This is a genomic window from Flavobacterium sp. GW821-FHT12A05 (assembly GCF_058807735.1).
In genome coordinates this window covers 235378-261016 of record NZ_JBXAQY010000005.1, presented here as the reverse complement: position 1 = coordinate 261016, position 25639 = coordinate 235378, and the positions used below count along the sequence as shown (strand labels likewise).

Here is a 25639-nt window from a genome sequence, read left to right as displayed (position 1 = left end):
GCTTGCAGTTATCAATTCAAAAAACACTCTTTTAAAAATTTATCAGAGTGTTTTTTACTTTTAAAGAGAAAGCTAAACAACAATCCAAATTAAAAATTTAACTTTCAATCAATTAATAGTACCTTTGCACCTCAAATATTAGAAATGAGATTACACAGAAATTTAGTTTATACTACCATCGACTCTTTAAATGCAATTTTCAATGAAGGAGAATATGCAGATAAAGTGGTAGCCAGAGCATTAAAAAAAGACAAACGTTGGGGAAGTTCTGACAGGAAGTTTGTTGCTGAAACGATATATGAAATTGTTCGCTGGAAACGTTTATACGCAGAAATTGCCGAAGTAAAAGAACCTTACGACAGAGACAATTTATGGAGAATGTTCGCAGTGTGGGCAGTTCTAAGAGGTTATCCAATTCCGGATTGGAGACAATTAGAAGGAACTCCTGAAAGAAAAATCAAAGGTCGTTTTGATGAACTTTCGAAAGTTAGAGCTTTAAAAGAATCTATCCCAGACTGGATGGACGAATTGGGCGCGAAAGAACTTGGCGAAAAAGTTTGGGCTAAAGAAATCGCAGCTCAAAACCAGCCTGCTAAAGTTATTTTAAGAACCAATACACTTAAAGGAACGAAAGAAAACCTGAGAAATACGTTGATGGATTTAAATATTGAAACAGAATATTTAAAAGATCAGCCGGAAGCTTTAGTCCTAAAAGAAAGAGCAAACGTTTTTTTAACAGATGCTTTTAAACAAGGTCTTTTTGAAGTTCAGGATGCCAACTCGCAATTAGTTGCCGGTTTCCTTGATGTAAAACCAGGAATGCGTGTTGTTGATACTTGTGCGGGAGCAGGCGGAAAAACATTACACATTGCTTCTTTAATGGAAAACAAAGGACAGTTAATTGCAATGGATTTGTACGAAAGCAAACTAAAACAATTAAAATTAAGAGCAAAAAGAAATGGCGCTTTTAATATTGAATACCGCATTATTGATACTACAAAAGTGATCAAAAAACTGCATGAAAAAGCAGATCGCGTTCTAATTGACGCACCTTGCAGCGGATTAGGAGTTTTAAAAAGAAACCCTGATTCTAAATGGAAATTACAGCCGGAATTTATCGATAACATTCGTAAAGTTCAAAGCGAGGTTTTAGAAAGCTATTCTAAAATTGTAAAACCAGGCGGAAAATTAGTTTACGCAACTTGTTCTGTTTTACCATCTGAAAATCAGGAACAAATACAAAAATTCTTAAAAACAGAAATCGGACAGCAATTTACTTTTGTAGAAGATCGTAAATTATTAGCTTCAGAATCTGGTTTTGACGGGTTTTATATGGCACTTTTGGAACGTAAAGGTGAAGTAATTAAAAAATAAGAGTTTCCAGATAATACAAAAAAAAGCCTTTAGATTAATTTCTAAAGGCTTTTAGTTTATATAATATTAAGATTGATCTATTGGACACATATCTGGTGAAACCAAACAAAATGATGGTATACTAGCACAAGTTGGCGGCGCAGTAAGCGGCTTAGAGCAATACATTTTATAACCATTTAAAGAATAGACATAATCGCCTCCTTTAATTTGCTTAAGTTCATTATTACTCAAGCGTTGAACATTTGGTAGATCTAAGATAAATTTCATAATTATTTAGGTTTTAATGTTAATATCTATAAATATAGTTAAATTTTCTTACTTTTTAATACACCTATATAAAACTAAACTTTCGTATTAAATCAAATAAAAAAATCCCAAATTCCAACTGCTAAAACTGGAATTTGGGATTTTTATTTTCAAATGTTTTCTATTCTGTTGTCCAACTTTGTAAAAGTTTAAAACTTTGACAAAGTTCTAAACTAAAAGTTTTGGAATTTGGATTTTATACCAAACTTGATTTTCGTAATAGTTTTCCGTTTTCGTTTTCTTTAAATTTCGGAACAAAAACAATTTCTTTGGGTTTTTCAAATTTTCCCAAAACATCAAAAAAGTCAGCTGAAAAATCGTATTTCTCTCCTTCGATTACTAAAATCAGTTTTTCTCCTAAAACCGTATCAGGAACTCCGGTTACAAAAAAACGATTACTAATTCTGTCCGTTAACTTTGCTTCAATCTGCTCCGGAATCAGCTTTACCCCTCCACTATTAATCACATTGTCGATTCTTCCCAGAAAAACAAACTGGTTATCATTTACTAAATCAACTAAATCATTGGTTACAATTGGCTCATCAGAAATAGAAGCTACACGAATCACCAAACAACCGCGATCGTCTTTTTCAATTTTTACATTTGGCAAAATCGAAAAAGCACTCTCCCCTAGTTTTTTAGCCGCAATATGCGTTATCGTTTCGGTCATTCCGTACGTTTCGTAAATCTCCGTTTTTTTCAACGGCAGAAGCTTTTCTTCAAGCGCACTGTCAATTTTTGCACCGCCAATAATCAGCTTTTTGATATTGCCTAATTTTTCAATCGAATTCTGAACTTGCAAGGGCACCATAGCCGCAAAATCATATTGCTTATTATTATAAGCCAATGGTTCGGTACTCGGAAGTACAACATCAAGTTCCAATCCTAAAATTAAACTGCGAACAAGCATCATTTTTCCGGCAATAAACTGCGTTGGAAGACACAATAAAGCCTTATTTCCCGGTTCTAAACCAAAGAAATCGCCCGTTGCTAATGCTGATTGAATCATGGCTTGTTTTTCTAATCTCACCAATTTAGGAAGACCAGTAGTTCCAGACGTCGTCATTTCGATATAATCTTTATGATCGAACCAATCCAGAAAAAATTCACCAATGGCGCGCTCGTAAGCATCGCCTTCTTTAATAAAACTATACCCAATACGAAGCAAATCTGCCGCGTTTAAATGGTAGCCGTCGAGCTTAAAATAGTTATGTACGTTTTTATGAGTTAAGTTTGGCATTATATATTTAGTTTAAGTTTAAAAATTCTGCTGTTTCCTTATTCTTTTCCTCAATTGTACCAGTTAATTTTTCTTTCCAATTCGTCCAATTGTATTTTTTGCTAAAAATGAAAAGTAAAATTGGATAAACAATTACAACCGGTAAAATAACATCAAAGCCAGCAGAAGGCTCTGACATGTCTTTAAAAATAGAATGTGTTTGAAAAACAGACCAATCTGAAGTTACCAATAAAGCCCCAACAAGATTATTGGCTGCATGAAAACCCAGTGCCAGTTCCATTCCTTCATCCATTAACGTTATGATCCCTAAAAACAAACCTGTTCCTATATAATACACCATAATGATGTAGCCCATTTTATCTACCTCAGGATTTAAAATATGCATAGAACCAAATATTAACGAAGTCATCATTAAAGGAAACCATTTATTGCGGGCCAGATTGGCAAAACCCTGCATTAAATATCCTCGAAAAACATATTCCTCGGTACTGGTTTGAATAGGTATTAAAATCGTTCCAAGAACCACTAAAATTAAAAACGGAACTAATTTAAAATTCCATACAAATTCTTCAGGCGATTGAAAATAAAGAACCAGAAAGCTTATGATCGAAAAAAGCGACCAAATTAAAAAAGAAAAAGTAATACGCTTCCAGTCAACTTTTGGCCGTGAAGTAGTTACAGATAATAAAGTTTGATGGTGCAGATATTTCACCACAAAATAAATTCCGGCCATAGCAAAAACAAACGAAATCATAACCAAAAACAAGGTTAGATTAGGTTCGAACATCTTTAGAGCCATATCCTCATCTGTGGGGAAACCTTTTTTTTCGTTGAAACTTTTTAAGAGAACTGCTGCTGAAAAAGGAATCTGACCTATAAATGATGCTGTAATTATAAAAACCGATCCTATAAGATATTTCCAAAATTTATTTTCGGGTTTAACTCCTTGTTCTAAAAACATATAATTAAAGTTTTAAAATGAGATTTTAATTTAATAGTATATCCTATTTTTGCTATTGCTAAAACACCTCTTTTTGAAGAAACTTACTTTAGCAGACTTTAAATATAAGAAAATGATACAAATTTACCATAATCCACGCTGTGGAAAATCAAGAAACTGTCTGGCTTTTATTGATCAGACTAAAGAAGAATATGAAATTATTCCGTACTTAACCGAAACGCCTAGCTTTAACGATCTAAAAGAACTTCTTAAAAAATTAGATTTAAATCCAAATGAATTAATCAGAACCAAAGAAAAAATCTGGATCGATACTTATAAAGGAAAAAATCTAACCGACGACGAAGTTATTCAGGCCATGGTCGATAATCCTATTTTAATAGAAAGACCTATTGTAATAAAAGACGGAAAAGCTATTATTGGGCGTGATTTAGACAAAGTTGCTTCTTTTTTAGATTGATTCTAAAATAAACTGTTAACATTTTTTTGTGATCTTTCTCTTTAAACCAAAAGCTACATTTGCCGTCTAAGAAGAAAAGAAACCAGAAAAAAATGAAACAAATCAATTTTGCTGTAATGCTTGTGCTGTTTTTTACAAGCTTTTACAACTATGCACAACAGGGACCACCTGCAAAAAATAAGGTTAAGGTTACCGGAAAAGTTTTCGAAAAAGTAAGCAAGCAGCCCCTTGAATATGCTACTATTTCGATCATGGCTCCTAACGATACAAAAGTTATTGCAGGCGGCATAACCAACCCTAAAGGCGAATTTGAAGTCGCTGTTGCACCAGGAACTTATGATATAAAAGTAGAATTCATTTCGTTTAAAGCTACCGAGATTAAACAGAAAAGCATTCAAGGCGATACCAACTTAGGTAATGTAAATTTATCCGAAGATGCGGCTCAATTAAACGAAGTTGTAGTTCGTGCCGAAAAATCATCAGTAGAAATTAAACTTGATAAAAAAGTTTACAATGTTGGTCAGGACATGATGGTAAAAGGCGGAACAGTAAGCGATGTTTTAGACAACGTTCCTTCTGTTTCTGTTGATACCGAAGGAAACGTAAGTTTAAGAGGAAGCGATAATATCCGAATTTTAATTGACGGAAGACCATCAAACGCGATAAACGTTGCCGAAGCTTTACGTCAGCTTCCGGCAGATGCCATTGACAAAGTCGAAGTTATTACCAATCCATCTGCACGTTATGATGCCGAAGGTGGATCAGGAATCATCAATATCATTCTAAAAAAAGGAAAAAATCAAGGTTTAAATGGAACTTTTATTGCTTCGACCGGACTTCCTGAAACCTATGGTTTAAGCGGTAATTTAAATTACAAAACAGAAAAATTAAACTATTTCACTACTCTTGGCTACAACCACAGAACAAGTGAAGGTGCAGGTTTAACTAATACATCTTATCTAAATGCTGACGGAACTCCAAAAGGATTTCTTGATGAAGATCGTGATACTAAAAGAACTTCTGACGGATTTAACGGAAGAGCGGGTATAGAATGGACTGTTGCTCCAAATACGTTTTGGACCAATGCCATTAATTATCAAAAAAGTTCTGGCGACACAAGAGATTTTATCACATATAGCAATTTTGGCGCAGCACATGATTTTACAGGTAATTCATACCGATTAAATGATGGTGAAACCGCAAGCGAAAACGTAGAATATACGTCAAACTTAATCAAAAATTTCAACGATAAAGGACATAAACTTACTGCCGATTTATCGATTTCAAGAAATACAGACGATAGTAATAGCTTCATTACAGCATCACCAAATTTCAATAGTACCTTGAACGATCAGGTTCAGAAACAAATACAACTTCAAGCCGATTATGTATTGCCATTAGGCGAAGGAAGCCAGTTTGAAGCCGGATATAAAGGAAGTTTTGGCGACTTGAACAACCAATACATAATAACTGACAATCAAGGTAATCCAGATCCTAAATTATCTAATACTTTAGAATACAAGGAAAATATAAACGCAATTTACTCGCAATACGGCTTCAAAGTCAATAAGTTCTCTTATTTATTTGGTTTGCGTTGGGAAGATACTAACATACAGGTAAATCTATTAGATAACAGCGTTTTCAACACTAAAAAATACAATAACCTGTTTCCAAGTGCCTTTGTTAGCTACGAAATTTCAGATCAAAGCAACTTCACAGCAAGTTACAGTAAGCGTTTATCAAGACCTAGAGGACGTTTCATGAATCCTGCGACAAATTACTCTAGTAACGTAAATATTTTCCAGGGAAATCCGGATTTAGATCCATCTTTAACTGACAAATACGATATCGGATACATCAAAAGATGGGATAAATTAACCTTTAATACTTCGGCATACTTCGAAAATACAAAAGACGTTTTCAGTTTCGTAAGAACTCCTACTGGCGATGTTGTAAATTCTGATGGCGTAGTGGTAACTCCTAAACCAGGTGAGACAGTTGAAGGAATTCCGGTTATTTTAAGCCGTCCAATTAACTTAGGTAGAGAGCAAAAATTTGGTTTTGAATTTACGCTGAATTATACACCATTTAAAATATGGAGAATCAATAGTAACTTCAACTTTTACAACGTAAAATCTACTGGAGAAAACACCTATATAGATACTAAAGGAAATACAGTAGTACAAAATCTGGATAATCAAGCCAATACATGGTTTGCCAGAATCAACTCAAAATTAACGTTACCATACAAAATAGACTGGCAGTTAAGTGCTGTTTACAATGGCGAACAAAAAACGGCTCAAGGTAAAAACTTAGGTCAGTTTGGTATGAATACCGCATTTAGTAAAGATGTTTTAAAAGACAAAGCAACCATTGCATTCAATATCAGCGATATTTTCAACTCACGTATCATGAAGTCTTATACTTATCTAGAAAATGATGTGACACATGAAAGTCAAAAAGCTTACAGCGAAATGCAGTTCCGCAGACGTCAATTCAATCTATCATTTACGTATCGCTTTAACAAACCAAAAAGTGAAAGAGACAGAAACGCACAGCCTAAAAATGATGGTGGCGGCGATGGCGGCGGCGAATTCCCAGGATAACATTTGTTAAATTTCAATACTGAAATTCTAAATTCCAATTTTGCTGGATAAATTCCAATATTAAAAAATCCCAAATTCCAAATGATTAACTCATTGGAATTTGGGATTTTATTTTTCCATTTGAATCCTTTTTGGAATTTGGAATTTGATATTTTTTTATTGAATATTATTTCGATTTTGGTCATAAAAAAAGGATTCGTTTTCACGAATCCTTTTATGAAATCAATTTAATTAAATTGATTGTTCTTCTTGTCTTTTTTTAGCTCTCTTTTCTTTGAACATTTCCCAGCTTGCTCCCGTAACCCAATAAGATACGAAACCAACTAAGAAAAACATTAACCAAAACCCTATAGTTAGTATGGTTAAGAAAAGTAAAAAGCCTAAGTACTGTGAAAATTCAAACATGTTTTCCGGAATTTTTGAATGTTACGACAAATGTAGGTTATATATTTTTCCTCAGCAATAAAATCTAAATCAATTTTCATCAAATAACATTTATACGTATATTTATACTCATTTTAAATAAGGATATTTTTTCGATAATTATTTAACTATCTAAAGAAGAAGAATATGAGTATTTTCAGGAGCTGTTTCCCGCTATACGCTGCAAACGAAGTTCACTGAACTCCGATTAAAATAAATGTTTAGTGAAGTAATCTTTTATGTTTTTAAAGAAAAAACACAAAAGGATTTTCACTTCTATCGGGGCTAGGATCCGTTTTCAAAAGAAATTTTACAAACAACATATTTACAACAAAATGAAATACAGAATAGAAAAAGACACTATGGGCGAAGTTCAAGTCCCAGCCGATAAATATTGGGGTGCACAAACAGAACGTTCTCGAAATAATTTTAAAATTGGAAATTCAGGATCGATGCCTCAAGAAATCATCGAAGGATTTGCTTATCTAAAAAAAGCAGCAGCTTATGCTAATTATGATCTGGGTGTTTTACCAATCGAAAAAAGAGACGCTATCGCCGCTGTATGCGACGAAATTCTGGAAGGAAAACTAGACGATCAATTCCCTCTTGTAATATGGCAGACAGGTTCTGGCACACAAAGTAACATGAACGTAAACGAAGTAATTGCAAACCGCGCTCAGGTTTTAAAAGGGTTTGAAATTGGCGAAGGCGAGCAATTTATAAAAGCAAACGATGATGTAAACAAATCGCAGTCATCAAACGATACTTTTCCAACTGGAATGCACATTGCAGCTTACAAAATGATTGTTGAAACTACAATTCCGGGAGTTGAAAAACTTCACGCAACTTTAGTAAAAAAAGCAGCCGAATTTAAAGACGTAGTGAAAATTGGCCGTACGCATTTAATGGATGCAACACCTTTAACACTTGGACAGGAAATTTCGGGATATGCTGCTCAGCTGGCATTTGGATTAAAAGCACTTAAAAATACATTAGCCCATTTATCTGAAATCGCTTTGGGAGGAACCGCAGTTGGAACCGGATTAAACACTCCAAAAGGCTACGATGTAAAAGTTGCCGAATATATTGCAAAGTTTACCAAACACCCTTTTATAACTGCCGAGAATAAATTTGAAGCTCTGGCAGCACACGACGCAATTGTAGAAACACATGGCGCTTTAAAACAACTGGCTGTTTCTTTAAATAAAATAGCAAACGATGTCAGAATGCTGGCATCTGGGCCACGTTCCGGAATTGGAGAAATCCATATCCCAGAAAATGAGCCCGGATCCTCTATCATGCCTGGAAAAGTAAATCCAACACAATGTGAAGCTTTAACAATGGTTTGCGCTCAGGTAATAGGAAACGATATGGCAATTGCAGTTGGCGGTATGCAGGGACATTATGAACTAAATGTTTTTAAACCTGTTATGGCCGCAAACTTCCTGCAATCGGCACGATTGTTAGGAGACGCCTGCGTTTCATTCGACGAGCATTGCGCTCAGGGAATCGAACCCAACCACAAACGTATTAAAGAATTGGTAGACAACTCACTTATGCTTGTTACGGCTTTAAATACCAAAATTGGATATTACAAAGCAGCCGAAATTGCACAAACGGCTCACAAAAACGGAACAACTCTTAAAGAAGAAGCGGTTCGTTTAGGCTACGTAACTCCAGAAGATTTTGATGCTTGGGTAAAACCGGAGGAAATGGTTTAGATTAATTGTTAATTATAAATTGTTAATTGTTAATTGTTAATTGTTAATTGTTAATGATCATTATTCAGATAAAAAAATATGCATTGTCAGACTGAGCGAAGTCGAAATCTTTTTATGCATAAAGCCCTTCGACTTCGCTCAGTCTGACAAAAAAAATAAAAGCCTGAAATATTAATTTCAGGCTTTTCAATTTATAATTAACAATTTACAATTAATCATTATCTACATAGTCCTGTAAATAACTAAATCTTTCTGTCAGTTTTCCGTTTTCTGTGATTTTGGCACGTTTTAAAATGCCGTCTTTATCTCCGTTGAAAAAAGCAGGAATAACATGTTCCATAAACTGTTCTCCAAAACCTTCGCTGGCATCTTTTGGAATTTCGCATGGCAGATTATCAACCGCCATAACCGCAACTGAAGCAGGGTGAAATACATCTACTTCTTTATCTTCTAACGGAAAATAACCATATATAGGTTCTGCAATTGTCGAAGAACGAAGCGTACATGCAATTGGTCCGCCTACATCGCAGGAAATATCGGCTACCACTTTCAGCTTACAATCGCTTGCGTTTAGCATTTCTCTCGTTAAAATCATAGGTGCTTTGCTGGCATGAAAATGACCTGCAAAATAAATATCAGATACTTTCGTAAATCTTTCAAAATCTGACGTGTATTCTTCCGGATGATTTACGAAATCTTTAAAATCCAAAACCTGACCGTCTATACGTTTGTTGTATTCTAAAACATCTAACTGAACATATACGGCCTGCGCATACTTTTTTGTTAAATAATTATCTACCGCAATTTCTTTTACTTTAATAGCGTCCAGGATTTCTTTTGCTCCGCTTCCCACCTTTCCGGTTCCGGTAACAACAAACTTTAAAGCCGGCATTGTAATGCGTTTTAAGTGCATAATCAAGGCCTCTTTTCCGGCAAGAGTTTCGGCTTTTGGCAGTTTAAATAATTCGAATTTTATTCCAAAAGCACGAATTCCGTTGTAAACACCAACCATTCCGGCATATTTTCCAAAACCAATTAAACGGCGGTCTAATTCGTCAACAATAGTTTCATGGTCGTATAAATCAATGTTTTTTTCTAAAATCGCCTGCAGTAATTTTCTGTTATGAGGCTGTTTTTTAATGGTATGCGAAAAAAAGAAATAGGCTTTATTTGGAATTAAATCATCTACAGGAACTTCTTTTACACCAAATAAAACATCGCTGTCAGAAACATCATCTGCAACAGTAATTCCCATATTTTTATATTCTGAATCCGAAAAAATCCTAATATCAGAACTTTCAACTACAACTGATGCTTCATGGTAAAGCTGCTTTAGTTTTGTCAGCTCATTTGGAGAAAAAACAACTCTTCTGTCTGGTGGATTTTTTCTTTCTTTTATAATTCCAAACTTCATCTAAATAAATTTAAAACATTAAATAATATAACTTTTTACATCGTATTTGTTTCAAATATAACAAATTTAGTTAAAATTTTGTTTCAAAATTACTATTTAGAATGTTTCAAAACGGTTAAAACCTGAAAAACAAACATCTAGAAAAAACAAGCGTTAAAACTATGTTAAAAAGAAGTCCACAGGCACTCCTAAAATGAGAAAACAACAAAATTGAATTCGATATATTTGTTTTTAAAGAACGATGCAAATGATTTTCCTTAAAAAAACAAAGATACCACAAATACTTTTCTCTGTACTAGTTTTAAGTTCGTGTGGTAAAGACAATAAAACACAAACAGCTACTACCCCAACAGTCGAAGATACTTTACCTAAAATGAAGCCGTTAGGTCCGGAACCAAAGATTTCACAGGCTTATAAAAATTCGGTTACAGGCAGAATAAATCACTTTTACAATAAAAACTGGCCAAACAATACCATGAACGGAAGCTTTTTAGTAGCCCGAAATGGTCAGATAATTTTTGAACGCTACAACGGTTTTGCTAACAAAAATGAAGGCACAAAAATAACAGCAGACACTCCTGTACAAATTGCTTCGGTAAGTAAGGTATTGACCGCGACAGCAGTTTTAAAATTGGTTAACGCAGGTAAAATTGATTTGGACCAAAAGGTAAATACTATTTTAAAAACATTTCCATACCAAGACTGCACAATAAGAATGCTCTTAAGCCATCGTACCGGAATGCGTAATTATGCTTATTTTACAGACAGAGATAAATCTGTTTGGGACAGACACAACCAGCTTACCAATAAAGATATCTTAGATATTTTGGCTACAAAAGATATTGGTTTAGAATCTAAAACCGGAACACGTTTTAGTTATTGCAATACCAATTATGCAATGCTGGCTCTTATTATCGAAAAAATCACGGGTTTAAGTTATAAAGAGGCCATGTCTCAAATGATTTTTAAACCTCTGGGAATGACTCATACCTATGTTTTTGATGATGATAAAGACAGAAAAAAGATTGTACCATCGTACAAAGGAAATGGTGTAGAAATAGGTTTTGACTATTTAGATAATGTTTACGGAGATAAAAATGTTTTCTCAACAGCTCGAGATCTTTTAAAATTTGACCGCGCCAGACAATCACCTGACTTTTTAAAACCTGAATTACTAAAACAAGTTTATACAGGTTACAGCAACGAACGTAAAGGAACGAAGAATTACGGTTTAGGAATTAGAATGATTAACTGGGAAACGGGACAAAACTTCTATTTCCATAACGGCTGGTGGCATGGTAATACCTCATCTTACATTACTTTAATGAAAGAACATGTTACGATAATTGCTTTATCGAACAAAATGACACGAAACACTTATGCAGTCCGCAAATTGGCGCCAATTTTTGGAGATTACCCTTTTAATTTTAAAGACGAAGAATAATAAAATTTTTCTGAAATTTTTAATAGAAAGTAATTTCAAATAGTATAAATTTGCAGACTCATTTTTGGGGTCGACTGGTTTTGACAGCAAGTCGAATTGAACAGTAAGCACGTCGAGCATTGAGACCTTGCTCGTAAATATAAGATCTCACACTTTTACACGGCGAAAATAATTACGCTTTAGCTGCATAATCCGAATCATAGTAAGATTGCGCCACGTCTCTACAAGGTAGAGAAGCTGGATTCTCCTGGAAAGCCTTGGTTTGTGGCGTTCCGTTCAGGGGAACCGTAAAAATAAACCTAGATTTCCATGAGCTTCGGGTGGATTTCGAAAATTAAGAAGATAAGTGTTCGGTGGCTGTTTCTGGCCTAGCTTGACATCGAAAATCTAATCAGGAAATAAGCGTGTAGAAAGCTCTTTAGTTGCTTGTTTGGACCCGGGTTCGATTCCCGGCGACTCCACAAAAAAGCCTGTAAACTCTTTGTTTACAGGCTTTTTTTCTTCGAACCATTTAAAAATCAAAACCTAGACCAACCGCTTCTAGTTTTTTAACTGCCTTATTCTAATTGATTTCTAACCAGATTGAAATAATCTGATTTATTAAAAACCAATTCAGAGTGGTTTCCTTGTTCTACAATTTCACCATTTTAACGTTGTTTTGTGCGCTGAAATTCTATTTCTAAATACGCCAATTTTGTTTTTATAATAAACCTTTGGGTTAAAAGGAAATACTAAAGTTAGAGCACTCCCAAAAATAACATTACAAAAAGCCATATTAATTGTTTTTATGGGGGTTTAAATAATTAAAAATGTACTTAATATCTAGTTTTTCTTCTTTGGGCGGCTCTAACTTATAAAATTATTCTGTTGATTCCAGAAATAAAGCGATACCAGCATCTTCGTGAGATAACCAGGATTTTCCAAATTTCTCTTTATTTAATATACTTCCTTTTTAGCAACTAACATCTAACAAAATGTTTATTACTTTTCAGTTTTAAAATTACTTTCAAAACTACCGGCCGGATAGGTTTGTCGAGTATATGCTGCAAATAGATACATTCCTGCTGTCTACTATTATTTTTTCAATGTCTTTTCTTACGTTTAATTTTCAGAACTCAAAACTATGTAAACACTCCTATTGCTCCAAATTATATAAGTCTACATTTATAAATATCGTGGCCTTATTTATAAATTTAAGACAAAAAAGACGGCAAAATATTGGCTTTAAATACATTAAAACAATGATTTTATTTAAATATTTTTAGGGCATTTTAGCAAATTATGGTGAAATAATCTAAATAATAGTATATTTTTGGTCACTTATAATTACCATAAGATTCGTTTAATTGCTAATATGTCAAAATCTGAAATAAATTTTACTTTTTTTTCTTCGGTTATAATTCGCATTCCTGCTTATCCAATTAATTTTTATAAAAATCTTACAGAAGGTTTTTCTATTACTTCTGATAACGTGAAGGAACTATTAGACGATTCTCAAATAAAAGAAGCTTTATATTTAGCCTCACCTGAGTTATTTTCTGAAATTGAAAAATGGAAAAATCAAGACAATTATCCGATTCATAAAGCTGAAAAAATCAAATTTTCTATACTGAAATATCTTATTCGAATGTCAACCCGATGCACTCCGTTTGGACTTTTTGCCGCCTGCGGTTCCGGAAGACTTTCTGATTCAACAAAAATTAAAATCGGGAACAATTTTTACAGAAAGACTCGTTTGGATATGCAGTTTGCGGCTAATTTAACAAGCGAATTAATCAAAGACGAAACAATTCAAAACCAAATACTTTTTTATCCCAATACTACATTATATCAACTAGGTGATTTTTACAGGTATATTGAATATACTTTAGAAGATAATAAGCGAAAATATTCACTTGAAGCAGTAAGAAAAAGTGATTATCTGGATTTAATACTTCAAAAAGCTGTTGACGGTAGAAATCAAAATGACTTAGCGGCGTTTTTAATAAGTGATGAAATCAATAAAAATGATGCTTTAGAATTTGTTCAAGAACTGATTGCTAATCAAATTCTGGTTTCTGAATTAGAACCAAAACTTACAGATTGTTTTGCTGCAGAAAATCTAGAAAGCAAAATAAACATCAATAATAAAGCTTTTACTGAAATTGAAACCGTAAATAATGAAATTGAGACTAGGCTTTTAAATATTGATACAATATTAGGAAACGAAATTTCTTCTTATAAAGAGATAACAGATATTGTTGTAGAAGCTAAAGTTTCTTTTAATAAAAAATATCTTTTTCAGACTGATTTATTTCTTGAATCTAATGATTTTCAGCTGGATAAAAAACACATTACGGAGTTATCTAAAGCGATAAATTTGTTAGACATAATTTCTAAAAAACCAGAAAACACGAGTTTAGAATCTTTTAAAAAATCATTTATTAAAAGATACGAAAATCAAACCATACCGTTAGTTAAAGCGCTTGATATAGAAACCGGAATTGGATATTTGCAAAAAACTGTTTTTGATACCACTCCTTTATTAGATAGTATTAAAATCAAAGAAAAGATAAATTCAGATCAAGAGATAACTTTAAGTAAATCAGAAAAAGTTATTTATAATAAACTTCAAAATGCTTTACAAAATAACAAAACAAGCATTAATTTAAAATGTTCTGATTTCGAAAGTCCAAATGTTTCAACTCAAAACATGCCGGATACATTTTCGTGCGTTTTTGAAATTGTTTTAGAAAATGAAAAAGAATGGATTGTAATACAAAGTATTGGAGGTTCGAGCGCTGCAAATTTACTGGCAAGATTTTGCTATGGAAATCAGGATATATATGATTTTGCAAATGAAATTACACAATACGAATCTGAAATTACTACGGATAAAATTATTGCCGAAATAATTCATCTGCCAGAATCCAGAACAGGAAATATCTTGAGAAGGCCCAATTTTAGAGATTATGAAATACCTTATTTAGGACAATCAAGTCTGCCAATATCAAATCAAATAAATATTACAGATTTGGTACTGTTTATAAAAAACAACCGATTGGTTTTATGGAGCAAAAAACACGATAAAGAAGTAATTCCTAAGTTAACCAATGCCCATAATTACTCCCAAAATTCGCTGCCTATTTATCATTTTTTATGCGATATGCAGTTTGAAAATCATAAATCGGCTTTAGGATTGAGTACTAAATTTGAGAAACTTTTCGATTATCTGCCAAGAATTACAATTAAAAACTGCATCGTTTCAAAAGCTAAGTGGATTTTCAGCAAAACAAAACATCCGGATTTCTTTCAATTACTGGTTTCAAAAAACGATTTTAATCCTGAATTATTCCGTTCTGCCCTTAATTTTACGAATATTAGAGAAACGCAATATGTTTCATTAATGGAAGGAGATAACGCATTAATTATTGACCTTGCAAATGACACTTGTATTAAAATGTTTGTGGAGACAATTAAAAACAAAACACAATTTATTTTAGAAGAATTTCTGTTTCCGTCAAACACTGTGGTTAACGGAAATAATGAGCGTTATGCCAATCAATTTATTGTAGGATTAAAAAGAAATAAAATTTAAGCCAATGATAAATAAGCAAGTGCAGAGAAATTTTATTTTGGGAGAAGAATGGCTTTACTACAAAATTTATTGCGGGAACTATTCTGCTGATCGTATTTTAAGCGAAAGTATTTTTCCAATTGTAACTCAATTATTAGATAAAAAACTTATTACACAGTGGTTTTTTATCCGTTATAATGATCCGGAAAATCACTTGCGACTGCGTTTTCATGTAAATGACGTCAATAATATTCAAAAAATAATACAATTAACGAAGGGTTATTTTAGGGAATTAATCGAAAAAGATCTCGTAAACGACATTACAACAGCAACGTATAAAAGGGAAATAGAACGATATGGAGAAACAACTATAGAACTGGTTGAGAATCTGTTTTATCATCAGAGTAAAAAAACTTTAAAACTGATTCGAAATACAACCGCGGAAGATGATGAAACGGCTCGCATATTTGCTTCTTTACAAATGATAAATGATGTATTAGAACACTTTGAAATATCCTTAGAGAACCGAATTAGTTTTGTAAAATCTATGGAACAAGCTTATAAAAAGGAACATGGTATAGAGAAGGAAAACAACCAAAAACTAAATCAGCTGTATCGAATATATAAAGACGAAATCAAGTTATTTTTACAAGAAAAACAAGAACCTGTTTATTTAGAAGGACTAAGTAAACTTTTTAAAACAACCAAAAAAGAAATTGCAATAATAAAGGAGATATTAAATACAAAATCATCGATTTCTTTAGAAAATCTTATTTCCTCTATTATTCACATGAACATAAATCGTATTTTTAGATCAAAACAAAGACAATATGAAATGTTATGTTATGATTTCATGACTCGATATTATAAAAGTATAGCTGCCAGAAGATGAAAAATACTATCCTAATTATTCTGCTATTATTTACGACTGCTTTATTTTCTCAAAAAAGAGAAACTTTTATTATTCCAGATTCTTTAAAAAGCACCTCTTTTAAAGAACTGCAAAAGCGCTACGAAAATTCTTTTCTAAACAAAAAGAATAAAAAACTATATGCGAATGTTTATTATCAAAAATCTAAACTGCAAAGTGACAAGATAATACGTGCCAACGGATTATATTATTTTGCTTTATCGGTTGCCAGCGACACAATTGCAATGCATAGTTCTGACTCGATCATTACGTTGACTAAAGATGTTAACGATTTTAATTATCCTGCAAGAGGTTATATCTTAAAAAGTAATTTCCTGATGAAAAAAATGGATTTAAAATCCTCTTTAACCAATATATTAGAAGCAGAAAAATATTCTTTGAAAAAAGGGAATATTGAACAAAATTTATTGGTAAACCAGCAAATTGCTTTAATTAAAATTGAGCTGGGAAAACCAAAAGAAGCCTTACCGCTTATCATTAAAAACTATGCTTATTTTAAATCTAAAAACATTCACTCTACTAATTATTTATATACTACCTGGATTTTATCAGATATTTATATTCGATTAAAAAAAATAGATCTTGCGCTGCATTATATTAAGATTTTGCAAAACCAAATAAAGTCAGATGATCAATTTTATAAATATTCGATCATGTATGAAGGTATTTGTTACCATCTTAAAAAAGAATTTGCAAGAAGTAATGCTCTTTTAGATAAAGCAATTACAATGCTGAGTTCCGGAAACGATAAACTAAATCTGGCTATTAGTTATTATTACAGGGGAGAAAATATTCTGCAAAATGAAAAAGATATAGTAAAAGCTGAGAGTTATTTTGAAAAAGCAGATTCTACGTTAGTTAAAAGTGGTTCTAACACAGCCGATTTACGCAACAATTGTGTTCGCCTGATTGAAATAAGCAAAGAGTTAAAAGATAATGACAAGCAGTTATATTACTTAAATCGTTTAATTGAAATCGATACTTATTTAAATAAAAACGGAATTATTCTAGAAGACAATATCAATAAAAATTACGAACAGCCTCATTTATTATTTGAGAAAGAAAAAGTTATTTCAAAAATAAACATGGAAAAACAACTTTATATTGGCATTGGATTTTTAATTTTTATTGGACTTGGACTCTCTCTTTTTTATTTATCGAAAACAAAAAAAGAAAAAAATCTATACGAAAACAGAGTTCATGAATTAGTCAAAATATATGAGGAACAAAATAAAAATCCTGAGATAGCAGAACCAGCTTCTGAAACTGTCATCGAATCAAAAGAAAATACTTCAAAAACAGTCGATCTTCCTAAAGAGAAGGCTCTTGAAATTTTAAAAAAACTGGATGAATTCGAAAAAAACAAAGGTTATCTGGATGCTAACATTAACCAAATTGATTTTGCCAGAAAGCTTGAAACCAATAGTACTTATTTATCTAAAACAATTAACCAATATAAAAACAAAAACTTTAGTCAATACATTAACGACTTAAGAATAGAACATACTATTGCGAGGTTAAGCAAGGATAAAAAATTTAGAAATTACTCTATTAAAGCGATTTCAGAAGAAGTTGGTTTTAGTAATTCTGAATCATTTTCTAAAGCTTTCTTCAAAAAAACAGGATATCAACCTTCTTATTTTATTAAAAACAGCGAAAAATAACCCGTCAAAAAAACTTTTTAAACACATAGAATCTAACAAGTTAAGAATCTTTAAAGCCGATATTTATAAATGTCGATTACAAGAATTTTTAACTATCTATAATTGATCATATATTCGTAAAAAAAATTAATCTTAAAGTAATGAAAAAAAAACAACTTAAAACTGCTAAGAAATTATCATTGGATAAATTTAAAATTGCCGAATTCAAAAATCTGCAAGTAATTAAAGGAGGCGATGGCATCCACGATAAAGGAGACTTAACAATTACACCTCCAACAAATTCCGGGCAGATAAGTAATTAATTTTTTTTTTAGAATTGTATAAATGTTTTGGAAAACATCAAAAAGTATGGTATTTATATCATACAAAAAAGCCTGTAAACTTAATGTTTTCAGGCTTTTTTTATTGGTACTAACACTAACTTAAGTACACTTTTACTAACTCATTCTATTAAAAAAAATAACCAAGGGTTATTTGAAAAACTCTATTCTTCATATCATTATTAATGAAATGATTAACATCTCCTTCTTTAAAAACATTCGAATAAGAAATGTTATATCGTACATCTGTATAAAATTTATCTTTAAACTGATACCCTAATCCGAAATTTACAGAAGTGTCTATTCCGGCAGCATATTCTTTTAAATTGAAACTCTCACGGTTTTCATACCCCAAAAAGTTATCCTGATATTTATTATTGGCCTTTAAAAGTATGCCAATTTGAGGCCCGGCCTGCAAGCTTAATCCTTTTGATAGATAATACTTCAGCATTACCGGAATATTCAAATAATTCAGTTTAATAGTGCTTTTATAATGTGAATTTGTTACCTCGTTATCAGAAAAAGAACTTTTTGTTCCTTGCTGGCTATATAACAATTCCGGCTGCAGCGAAAAGTTTTTCGCCAAAGGAACTTCGACCATAATCCCGGCCGTAAATCCTGTTTTACTTGATGAATTTAATTCACTTTCATCAAAAGAAAGACTCGATAAGTTTAAACCCGCTTTTACGCCTAGTTTTACTTTTTCAGTTTGAGCCATAACAGTCACACTCAAAAACAGTGCGCCTACAATCAGCATATATTTTTTCATACCTCAATTGTTTGTTTTAAGAATGGTAACTCCCAAAATGAGAGTTACCTATTCTAGTTAAAATTGGTTAGTTAGTTTTTAATAAGCTTAGTGGTGTATTTTTTACCTTGTACACTGCAGTCTAAAACATAAACTCCAGAAGTTAATCCGCTTATATTTATTGTTGACGGAACGTTTGAATAGGTTTTATTCCAAACTGATTTTCCATCCATTGCATAAATGTTGATTTGCACTTCTCCTTCGACTTTATCTGCCAAGAAGATATTGACATTGTCTACAACCGGATTAGGGAAGACTCTAAACGAATTTGTTATTTTTCCAACAAGCATACCTTTTGAATCAAATGGTGCCGAAGTACTGTTACATCCGTTACCATTCGTTACCTGAAGTGTATAATTTCCTTCCCAAAAGGTAATGATCGATTTCTGGGTTGCATTTGGTATAGGTCTGTCGTTTAAATACCATTGATAGGAAGCCGCATCAACCGAAGCTGTTAACTTTTTATCAGCTGTAACTTTAATTTCCGGTACAACATTATTATCCAAAACTGAAATTGTGGTGCTTAAAATTTTACCAATTCCATTTTCATTATAAACCGTTACAAAATAAGTTCCGCTTTCTTTTGCAACATATTCCGGTTCAGTCGAACCATCAAACCATTCGTAAGATTTGTAATCTCCCGGATTTAAAACCACCTCAGGTCCGCAGACAGCCCCGCTTACCAAGTCAGATTCGAAAGCATCAAATGTCACTGTTATCTTTTCTGTAAGTGTACATCCGTTTTTCATCACAACTGTTACGGTATAATCTCCGGCTTTATTTATTTCGATAGCATTAGAAACTTCACCTGTACTCCATTTGTACGAAACAGCTTTTAATTTTTTAGCCGTAATATTAGTTTGAGCATTAACATATAAAGTTTTGCCTGCATAACCATGGATCATTGAATTATCAAATATTTTAAAATCTGACGGTACTCCCTGATAGATGTAGTTTTTTATTTCATTGTTCTGCAGCACAAAATCATTTTCTAATTTTGCGGTAATATTAAAAATATGAGAGTCGCCGCTTTCATCCAGTGTTGGCTGTTTTTTCAATATATATTCTATGCTTTCTCCTACCGGAATTGCTGCATCAATCGATTCTGAAATAGTTTCATTTGTATTGACATACTCTAAATTTAACTGAATCGCATTAGCTGCAATTGCACTTTGTCCTTCATTGGTCAATTTAACTTTAACTTCAGATCCGCCGCAGATATCTTTTGGTGACAATAACTGTAATGCTACATCTACAATAGGGTCAGTTATTACCTTTAAATCATCTAGTACCATATAAGAATATCCTTGTCCCAAAGCATGTCTAAATCGCAGCATTATAGATTTCCCTTTGTATTTATCTAAATTCAGTACTGCTTTCTGCCATTCCTTGTCTGCATAAATCTCTTTAGTTGTTTTAAACGCTTCATTCCATTCGCCTCCTGCATTTTTAATATCTACAATAAAATCATTACTGGTATTGCTTTCTATTGCATAATAAAATTCCAGAGCAGTTGCGTTTTCGGATAACTTATAAAGAGGAAGAATTAATTCTCCATAATTATAGCCATTTTCAAGCGGATGGTAAAGCATTGTTGCTGCAGTATCTCCTGTGTGATCTTTAACCGGAATAACTAAGTTTTTATTACTCGGTTTGACAACTACAGTCCATGGAAAAGTTCTATCACTTTGACTTGAAATAAATCCTTTTTCTCCAAATAATGGCCCCTGAGCTACATTTGAAAAAGTTTCAACATCTAATTGTTTCGCTTTTTCTATAACCTGAAACGTTCCTGTAATACTTTCTGCCTGATCTTTTGGCTGTCCGTTTGTAATTATTTTTACCTTAATTTCATAATTTCCTGCAGCCAACTTCGGCATACCATCCAGCGTATACACAATGGTTTGATATTGCAATATTTTATCATTTCTTTCTAACACAACTGGTTCACCTACTGCATTACCATTTTGTGTAATTTGATATTCGATCGCAGCTTTAGTAACGGCATTATAAAATACATTTTTTGCACTTATAAAAAATTCGTGCGAAGGAGCGTCTTCATAGATAACTTCGGGTATACTTAAATGAGATAACTGCAAATAATCTGCGTTTTCTTTGATCTTAATATTATCTACAGCAAAACCACTGGCAAATAATTTATTATCATCGTGATGGAATGCTATAAGAACACAAGGTTTTCCTGCGTAAGGAGTTAAATTTACATGATATTCAAACCAATTGCTGATATAAGGCATTTTAAATACCGTTTCCCAGGTTGCACCTCCATCAGTACTTACTTTTACATATCCGTCTGAAAGTCTTTTGCTGTCTCCAAAAGCATCAAATGATAAATGTGCTTCTTTATAATTACTTAAATCAAACACTGGAGAGATTAACATATCGTTTGATGAATCGCAATTACATTTATCATCGTTACTCGCCATAAAATGAGTATGTTCTGTTACAACCCATCCCGGCGAAACTAAATCTTTATTAGTTCCGTGTTTCCAGCCTGCAGCATCTTTGTTTTCAAAAGTTCTCCATCCTTTATATTTGGTCTCGTCTTCAAAATCCATGGTGTATGGAAGTACAGCTACTTTCATGTCTTCATTTTTCCAGCTGTCGTAACCCAATGTGAAAGCATTATTTTCCGGTTTCACATCCTGAGTCATATCTTCAGGAAAAACAGAAACAACAATTGTATTTTCACCTATAGATTTTAAACTAACATTTGGAATAGAATAAGTCAGCGTATCTCTATATTTAGTGAAAGTCAAGGATATTTTTTCATTTTTTGAAAAGACTTCATTTTTGTCGCTATCCAAAATTTTAACTGAAACATTTACTTTCTCATTTGTTGTTTTAAAATTATTAACGATCTTAGCTTTTAGGGTTGCGTTATCATTGTTAATAGTACAAGTACCTGCCTCTATTTTAGCATCTACAACTTCTAAATCGTAAGGTGCATTACTTACACGTATGTTATCTATAAACGCTCCTAAAAAATTGCTGGTATGATTACTCATAACTACTCGGAAACGAATGGCTGCTTTTTTGCCTGCAAGTTGATTTAAATGCATTGCAATCGGTTTTTTACTAACATCATTATTAATACCGGTAAACCATGGTCCTGATAAGAGGTCATTATTATGCAGCGTTAGAGGATAATCTATACCTTCAACTTTTTTCCAGTTCTTATTGTCTTCAGAATACTCCGCAATTAATCCGTCATATCCTCTATCAAACAAGTAAATCATATCAAACTCAACATAAGGCGATGAAACATTAGTGAAATCAAATACGGGTGACTGTAATGTAAAATCGGCATTTGGTGCTATTTTTTCAGAACTTCCAATATTGATACACGCCCATAAATATTTCGATTTGGTATCTCTGAATGAAGTAGTAGAAGGCTGCCAAATAAATTTTTGACTGGTGATTAACGACTCTGAAAACCATCCCCCTTGTGTTCTTTCAAAATCCTGATAATATGGAAATTGAGCTATAGTACCAGAGAAAACCGAATTTATAATACTGTTATTTGTCGTTACCGGATCTTGACTGTAGGTTACAAAAGCTTCATAGGTATGAAGTTTGTTTTCAGATAAATTGATAGTACCATCAAAAGTAATTGTCATTTCTGAGTTCCCTTTAAAGGCAGTATCTAATGTAATATCTTTCCATACTGTTTCATTTCCCGGAAGTGTATTTAAGTATCCCACTTTTAACTGAGATCCTGCTGGTATATCTTTACAGCCCAAATTATAGATCGTAACTGCTAAACTATGATTTGCTGATAAGCCTGCGCCCGAATAAGCCGGAAGATTTAACCCTGTAACTTTAAGATCAAAATCTTTTGGTCCTGCAGGATTTACAAAGCTGGAAACAAAAGAAACACCATCTTTTGTACCAAACTCTGTAATAGGTTTAAAATCAAATTTAACTTCTACATAATTTATAATAGTGGGACTTATTTCATAAGGAAATTGATCCTGAATTTTTATAGTTGTTTCTTCACCTATTGCCAGACCTTTATCCAAAGTAATAGTGCCATCGTTAGTATAAACACTACTCAATCTGCCGCCATAACCCGGTATCATTAATCTCAATTTGTAATTTAAACTTTCATTGGGTTTAATTACGCTAGATCCAGTATTTTTTATTTTAACATAAAAAGGTTCATCCCCTTTTAAAGAAGCACAAGTAATAGAAGGTTTTTCAACAGAAACCAGCGTTATTTGTTTGTCTGAATAAACTGCTCCAACACCAATCGCATACCAGGCATTAGTAACCTGTTTGTATTCTTCAGAACCTAATCCGTATAAATCTTCTGTCACCATTAAACTTGCCTGGCGTGCATCGCTAAAGTTTGAAGAAGGCGATAAATACTCTGTAAGTGTTATGTAAGCAATTTTCTCTGCCTTGGCCAAACCAATAGCTTTAACATCATAACTGTTATTAAGGTCATTTACGCCCTGACCGCCTTCGCTTAAAAGGTAAAACCAGTAATTTGTAATACCGCTGTTAGTGTGTACACCACCATTATCATTATTAACGTTTAATGGATTTACCCAATTTAATCCTCCGTAAGTGTCGGGCTGTCCCTGAGCCTTAGGATTAGACATATTTCTCATACTGCCATGGGTGTACAATTCACTTCCCATCATCCAGATGTCTTCTTTTTTGTCTTTTCCAACATAAAATTCAACAGATACACCAAAAATATCACTGAAAGATTCATTTAAAGCACCTGATTCTCCTTTATAAATTAAACCGGCTGTGAAACGTGTTACACCATGCGTTAATTCATGGGCTGTAATTCCTAAGCCCACATAAGGTGTATCATAACCATCTCCAAATTGTGCCCATCCACCAGTCCAGGAAGCATTTTCGACGTTAGTACCTAAATGTGCAAGGCCGATAATGGTCATTCCTTTGTCGTCGATACTATTTCGATTAAATCTTTCACCATAATATTCTATCGTCTTCTGCATACCCCAATGAATATCTAAAGCAACTTCATCATGATCTTTATTATGCAGTTCGTTCCAGATATTATCTTCATCGATAAATTCCGTAATTACTTCATCTGAAGCATTATCAGCATGATTCATATTCCAGGTAACCATTGGCACATTGTATTTTCCCTGCAGTCCTTCTAGTCTGTATCCGTCAGCATATTGCTTTGTATTAAATGTTACTTCTCCGGAATATCTTGACTTACCTTTACCTAAACTTTGACCTTCAAAAACAGCATCACGGCTTAAATCCAGCGTAAGAACTATTTTTCCTGTATTGGCATCTACATAAATAGTATGGCTGGATTGCGGATTGGTCGCATAAATATCAAATTTCCATGCCAGATAATATTCTTTTAATTCAGAAGAAAAATTAGGTCCCACATAAACCAGCTCCCCCTGCGGTTTACTGCTAATATCTCTACTAACTAAAGCACCTAATTTTTTACTCTCCCAAATATATTGTTTAGCATTTACGGTTTTAAGCGCATTTTCTAAAGCTGTCGACGCCTTTATTTTATAATTACTGCTTACCGACAATTTCTTAGCTGTGCCTCCAAATGCATCAATTTTAGTTTTATTTTCCCTAACCTTATAAATTGCTCCTTCAACAGGAATAGAATTATGCATTTGCTGATACGTAACCAGCGTTCTTCCGTGATTATCAGAAACTGATTTTAGCTGCATTTTATCAGATGCAGATAAATCAAATTCTCCTTTTTTAACTTCAAATATATTTTTAGCTGTCAGGTTTGAAGATTTAGCAAAAGATTTGACTTTTGTACTAACGGAATCCTGCGGGCTTGTTTTCTCAAAAGTATTCGATAATTTTTGTTCCAATAAACTCTGGCTTTGCTGTGCTTGTTTCATCACAGATTCGCTTTCTGCTGCAGAAAGTTCTTTGCCTTTCATTTTTTCCTCATTTTGAATAAAAAGAGGATTTGGATCATCATTCTTTTTAGAAACCTGATCTTTTTTCTGGTTTGGAAGAGGTGACTGAGCCATTCCAACGGAACAGACAAAGAAACCTAACAATACCAGCCAATACTTGGTTTTAAAGTAAATTTGGTTCATTCTTTTAAATTTAAAATTAATATTCTAGTTTGTTTGGTTAGTTACACATACACTTCTATGGTCATAGCGAGCCATTAAAGCATTTTCTAAAAATCAATTGGGAGGCTGATTTTCAGAATTTTCTTTTGTTATTTTTTCCAGAATCTTTAAGAGGGTTTTCTTTTTCATTTCTGCTTCTTCTAAAAGCTGTTCTAGACTTTTAGGAGGCTCCATTTTCTTCTTTCGGTTCATTTCAATTCATTTACCTTGATTTGGTAAATGTAGAATGGACCTATAGGTTTTTGAAAAAAAAGAGGTATTACAAAAACACTCACAGGCAAAA

Annotated in this window: 16 protein-coding genes and 1 other RNA gene; 10 read left to right on the top strand and 7 right to left on the bottom strand. The window is 32.9% G+C overall.

Annotated features, from left to right (window positions below; all coding sequences use genetic code 11):
• The first annotated feature begins 144 nt into the window (after window positions 1-144).
• The gene (locus AC1RRQ_RS13445; protein ID WP_493023550.1) at window positions 145-1374 is read left to right on the top strand and encodes an RsmB/NOP family class I SAM-dependent RNA methyltransferase; all 1230 of its coding nucleotides are present in this window, start codon (window positions 145-147) and stop codon (window positions 1372-1374) included.
• Window positions 1375-1440: 66 nt separating this feature from the next.
• Here the strand turns inward: AC1RRQ_RS13445 and AC1RRQ_RS13440 are convergent, their stop codons facing one another.
• The 3 genes from AC1RRQ_RS13440 to AC1RRQ_RS13430 form a co-directional block, all read right to left on the bottom strand.
• On the bottom strand, window positions 1441-1641 hold the full coding sequence (locus AC1RRQ_RS13440; protein WP_493023549.1) for a bacteriocin: 201 nt from the start codon (window positions 1639-1641) through the stop codon (window positions 1441-1443).
• Window positions 1642-1876: 235 nt separating this feature from the next.
• Complete coding sequence (locus tag AC1RRQ_RS13435) at window positions 1877-2920, bottom strand: AMP-binding protein (RefSeq protein ID WP_493023548.1); 1044 nt, start codon at window positions 2918-2920, stop codon at window positions 1877-1879.
• A 7-nt stretch (window positions 2921-2927) separates the two neighbouring features.
• Entirely contained in the window at window positions 2928-3881 is a 954-nt protein-coding gene (locus AC1RRQ_RS13430) for a CPBP family intramembrane glutamic endopeptidase (RefSeq protein WP_493023547.1), read from the bottom strand.
• Window positions 3882-3993: 112 nt separating this feature from the next.
• On the opposite strand from AC1RRQ_RS13430, the gene arsC reads away from it, so the two are divergent.
• Both arsC and AC1RRQ_RS13420 read left to right on the top strand, forming a co-directional pair.
• The gene (arsC, locus tag AC1RRQ_RS13425) at window positions 3994-4338 is read left to right on the top strand and encodes an arsenate reductase (glutaredoxin) (RefSeq protein WP_493023546.1); all 345 of its coding nucleotides are present in this window, start codon (window positions 3994-3996) and stop codon (window positions 4336-4338) included.
• A gap of 92 nt (window positions 4339-4430) precedes the next feature.
• Window positions 4431-6944 carry a TonB-dependent receptor gene (locus AC1RRQ_RS13420; RefSeq protein WP_493023545.1) on the top strand — a complete coding sequence of 838 codons (2514 nt, stop codon included), beginning with the start codon at window positions 4431-4433 and terminating at the stop codon, window positions 6942-6944.
• Between the two features lie 231 nt (window positions 6945-7175).
• Here AC1RRQ_RS13420 and AC1RRQ_RS13415 read toward each other — a convergent pair whose 3' ends face one another.
• Window positions 7176-7349 (bottom strand): hypothetical protein, encoded by a 174-nt coding sequence (locus AC1RRQ_RS13415; protein WP_026984685.1) that lies wholly within the window; start codon window positions 7347-7349, stop codon window positions 7176-7178.
• Between the two features lie 353 nt (window positions 7350-7702).
• Here AC1RRQ_RS13415 and fumC point away from each other — a divergent pair, with 353 nt between their 5' ends.
• Window positions 7703-9088, top strand: coding sequence for a class II fumarate hydratase (gene fumC / locus AC1RRQ_RS13410; RefSeq protein WP_493023543.1), 1386 nt, complete (start codon window positions 7703-7705; stop codon window positions 9086-9088).
• 211 nt (window positions 9089-9299) lie between these two features.
• On the opposite strand, the gene AC1RRQ_RS13405 is transcribed toward fumC, so the two are convergent.
• Window positions 9300-10502 (bottom strand): NAD(P)-dependent oxidoreductase, encoded by a 1203-nt coding sequence (locus tag AC1RRQ_RS13405; protein WP_493023542.1) that lies wholly within the window; start codon window positions 10500-10502, stop codon window positions 9300-9302.
• A 241-nt stretch (window positions 10503-10743) separates the two neighbouring features.
• Here AC1RRQ_RS13405 and AC1RRQ_RS13400 point away from each other — a divergent pair, with 241 nt between their 5' ends.
• The 6 genes from AC1RRQ_RS13400 to AC1RRQ_RS13375 all read left to right on the top strand — a co-directional run bounded on the left by AC1RRQ_RS13400 (window position 10744) and on the right by AC1RRQ_RS13375 (window position 18399).
• Window positions 10744-11946: a serine hydrolase domain-containing protein gene (locus AC1RRQ_RS13400; RefSeq protein ID WP_493023541.1), complete on the top strand. Its 1203-nt coding sequence runs from the start codon at window positions 10744-10746 to the stop codon at window positions 11944-11946.
• Window positions 11947-12012: 66 nt separating this feature from the next.
• Window positions 12013-12410: a transfer-messenger RNA gene (ssrA, locus tag AC1RRQ_RS13395) on the top strand.
• A gap of 890 nt (window positions 12411-13300) precedes the next feature.
• A complete protein-coding gene (locus tag AC1RRQ_RS13390; RefSeq protein WP_493023540.1) occupies window positions 13301-15523 on the top strand; it encodes a lantibiotic dehydratase family protein in 2223 nt (740 codons plus the stop codon).
• A 4-nt stretch (window positions 15524-15527) separates the two neighbouring features.
• Window positions 15528-16394: a thiopeptide-type bacteriocin biosynthesis protein gene (locus AC1RRQ_RS13385; protein ID WP_493023539.1), complete on the top strand. Its 867-nt coding sequence runs from the start codon at window positions 15528-15530 to the stop codon at window positions 16392-16394.
• Complete coding sequence (locus tag AC1RRQ_RS13380) at window positions 16391-18097, top strand: helix-turn-helix domain-containing protein (protein WP_493023538.1); 1707 nt, start codon at window positions 16391-16393, stop codon at window positions 18095-18097. Before AC1RRQ_RS13385 ends, AC1RRQ_RS13380 begins: the two co-directional genes overlap by 4 nt.
• A 140-nt stretch (window positions 18098-18237) precedes the next feature.
• Window positions 18238-18399: a hypothetical protein gene (locus AC1RRQ_RS13375; protein WP_493023537.1), complete on the top strand. Its 162-nt coding sequence runs from the start codon at window positions 18238-18240 to the stop codon at window positions 18397-18399.
• Window positions 18400-18547: 148 nt separating this feature from the next.
• Here the strand turns inward: AC1RRQ_RS13375 and AC1RRQ_RS13370 are convergent, their stop codons facing one another.
• Both AC1RRQ_RS13370 and AC1RRQ_RS13365 read right to left on the bottom strand, forming a co-directional pair.
• Complete coding sequence (locus tag AC1RRQ_RS13370) at window positions 18548-19186, bottom strand: porin family protein (RefSeq protein WP_493023536.1); 639 nt, start codon at window positions 19184-19186, stop codon at window positions 18548-18550.
• A gap of 71 nt (window positions 19187-19257) precedes the next feature.
• Entirely contained in the window at window positions 19258-25317 is a 6060-nt protein-coding gene (locus AC1RRQ_RS13365; RefSeq protein ID WP_493023535.1) for a M4 family metallopeptidase, read from the bottom strand.
• Window positions 25318-25639: the final 322 nt, after the last annotated feature.

Excerpts from the sequence above, each read along its gene's own strand:
- AC1RRQ_RS13430 (WP_493023547.1), bottom strand. The coding sequence starts at position 3,881 with ATGTTTTTAGAACAAGGAGTTAAACCCGAAAATAAATTTTGGAAATAT.
- AC1RRQ_RS13390 (WP_493023540.1), top strand. The coding sequence starts at position 13,301 with ATGTCAAAATCTGAAATAAATTTTACTTTTTTTTCTTCGGTTATAATT.
- AC1RRQ_RS13445 (WP_493023550.1), top strand. The coding sequence starts at position 145 with ATGAGATTACACAGAAATTTAGTTTATACTACCATCGACTCTTTAAAT.
- AC1RRQ_RS13365 (WP_493023535.1), bottom strand. The coding sequence starts at position 25,317 with ATGAACCAAATTTACTTTAAAACCAAGTATTGGCTGGTATTGTTAGGT.
- AC1RRQ_RS13415 (WP_026984685.1), bottom strand. The coding sequence starts at position 7,349 with ATGTTTGAATTTTCACAGTACTTAGGCTTTTTACTTTTCTTAACCATA.
- AC1RRQ_RS13435 (WP_493023548.1), bottom strand. The coding sequence starts at position 2,920 with ATGCCAAACTTAACTCATAAAAACGTACATAACTATTTTAAGCTCGAC.
- AC1RRQ_RS13420 (WP_493023545.1), top strand. The coding sequence starts at position 4,431 with ATGAAACAAATCAATTTTGCTGTAATGCTTGTGCTGTTTTTTACAAGC.
- AC1RRQ_RS13370 (WP_493023536.1), bottom strand. The coding sequence starts at position 19,186 with ATGAAAAAATATATGCTGATTGTAGGCGCACTGTTTTTGAGTGTGACT.
- AC1RRQ_RS13385 (WP_493023539.1), top strand. The coding sequence starts at position 15,528 with ATGATAAATAAGCAAGTGCAGAGAAATTTTATTTTGGGAGAAGAATGG.
- AC1RRQ_RS13405 (WP_493023542.1), bottom strand. The coding sequence starts at position 10,502 with ATGAAGTTTGGAATTATAAAAGAAAGAAAAAATCCACCAGACAGAAGA.
- AC1RRQ_RS13375 (WP_493023537.1), top strand. The coding sequence starts at position 18,238 with ATGAAAAAAAAACAACTTAAAACTGCTAAGAAATTATCATTGGATAAA.
- AC1RRQ_RS13380 (WP_493023538.1), top strand. The coding sequence starts at position 16,391 with ATGAAAAATACTATCCTAATTATTCTGCTATTATTTACGACTGCTTTA.
- AC1RRQ_RS13400 (WP_493023541.1), top strand. The coding sequence starts at position 10,744 with ATGCAAATGATTTTCCTTAAAAAAACAAAGATACCACAAATACTTTTC.
- fumC (WP_493023543.1), top strand. The coding sequence starts at position 7,703 with ATGAAATACAGAATAGAAAAAGACACTATGGGCGAAGTTCAAGTCCCA.
- AC1RRQ_RS13440 (WP_493023549.1), bottom strand. The coding sequence starts at position 1,641 with ATGAAATTTATCTTAGATCTACCAAATGTTCAACGCTTGAGTAATAAT.
- arsC (WP_493023546.1), top strand. The coding sequence starts at position 3,994 with ATGATACAAATTTACCATAATCCACGCTGTGGAAAATCAAGAAACTGT.